The 1,083-nt window shown below is 54.4% G+C and carries 1 protein-coding gene; it reads left to right on the top strand.

Annotated elements, in window-relative coordinates; all coding sequences use genetic code 11:
* Positions 1–98 precede the first annotated feature (98 nt).
* The gene (locus RY831_RS32980; RefSeq protein ID WP_326510498.1) at positions 99–1,052 is read left to right on the top strand and encodes an IS30 family transposase; all 954 of its coding nucleotides are present in this window, start codon (positions 99–101) and stop codon (positions 1,050–1,052) included.
* Positions 1,053–1,083: the final 31 nt, after the last annotated feature.

Below are 1,083 nucleotides of genomic sequence, written 5' to 3' on the forward strand. Positions count from 1 at the left end.
CACGGATTCAATTGGGAAGTGCAACTTGATGAACTAAGGCGGGAGGGAAGATGCGGTAGCATCCGAACCCCAAGACCGCCAAGTCGAAGTTGCCCGGAATGCGCTACACACACCTATCCCAAGACGAACGATACCAGATCTACATACTGAAGAAGGCAGGACATGACTGCAGCAGCATTGCCAGGCTCATGAAGCGGCACAAATCGACCATCAGTCGGGAACTGCAGCGTAATCGCGGCGAGCGGGGTTACCGGCCAGCCCAGGCACATCAACAAGCTGCGGTACGGCGGCTCAGCGACAATGGCAAGCGCATCAGTAAGCACACCTGGGCCTTTGTTGACATCAAGCTGAGACAGTTATGGAGCCCGGAGCAGATCTGTGGCTATCTGAAGGCCAATGGCATGCCCAGCGTCAGTCATGAACGCATCTATCAGCACATCTATAGCGACAAGCGTGCCGGCGGCACCTTGCACAAGAGCTTGCGTTGCCAGAAGCAGCGTAAAAAGCGGTATGGCCAGCGGGAACGGCGTGGCACCATTGTGGATCAAGTCTCAATTGAGCAGCGTCCGGAGATTGTGGATCAGCTTGGACGCTTTGGCGACTGGGAAGCCGACCTGGTCATCGGTGCTGGACAACAGCAAGCGCTGGTCACGCTCAACGAGCGTAAGTCCCGCTACAGTTTGATCGGCAAGGTCGAACGTAAGACTGCACAGGAAGTATCCGACACCATGATCACACTGCTGACGCCATTTGCTGACTGTGTCCATACAGTGACTTCTGACAACGGCAAAGAGTTCTCTCAGCATGCCCGTATTGCGGAGGACTTGGATGCGCAGTTCTTCTTTGCACACCCGTATTGCTCATGGGAGCGAGGTGCCAATGAAAACATGAACGGGTTGATTCGCCAGTTCTTCCCAAAGAAGATGGCCTTTGACAGTATTACAGCCAGCGACGTTGCCCTGGCAACGTATAGCCTGAACCACCGGCCAAGGAAGTGTCTCGGCTTCAAAACACCGCATCAGGTCTTTATGAGCCAGTTACAATCCCATTAATAAGCCGTTGCACTTCCGACTTGAATCCGCC

It is taken from the genome of Noviherbaspirillum album, assembly GCF_035916955.1.
Classification (GTDB): Bacteria; Pseudomonadota; Gammaproteobacteria; order Burkholderiales; family Burkholderiaceae_D; genus Noviherbaspirillum; species Noviherbaspirillum album.

Coding starts and splice junctions, on each gene's coding strand:
- RY831_RS32980 (WP_326510498.1), top strand. CDS start 99: ATGCGCTACACACACCTATCCCAAGACGAACGATACCAGATCTACATA.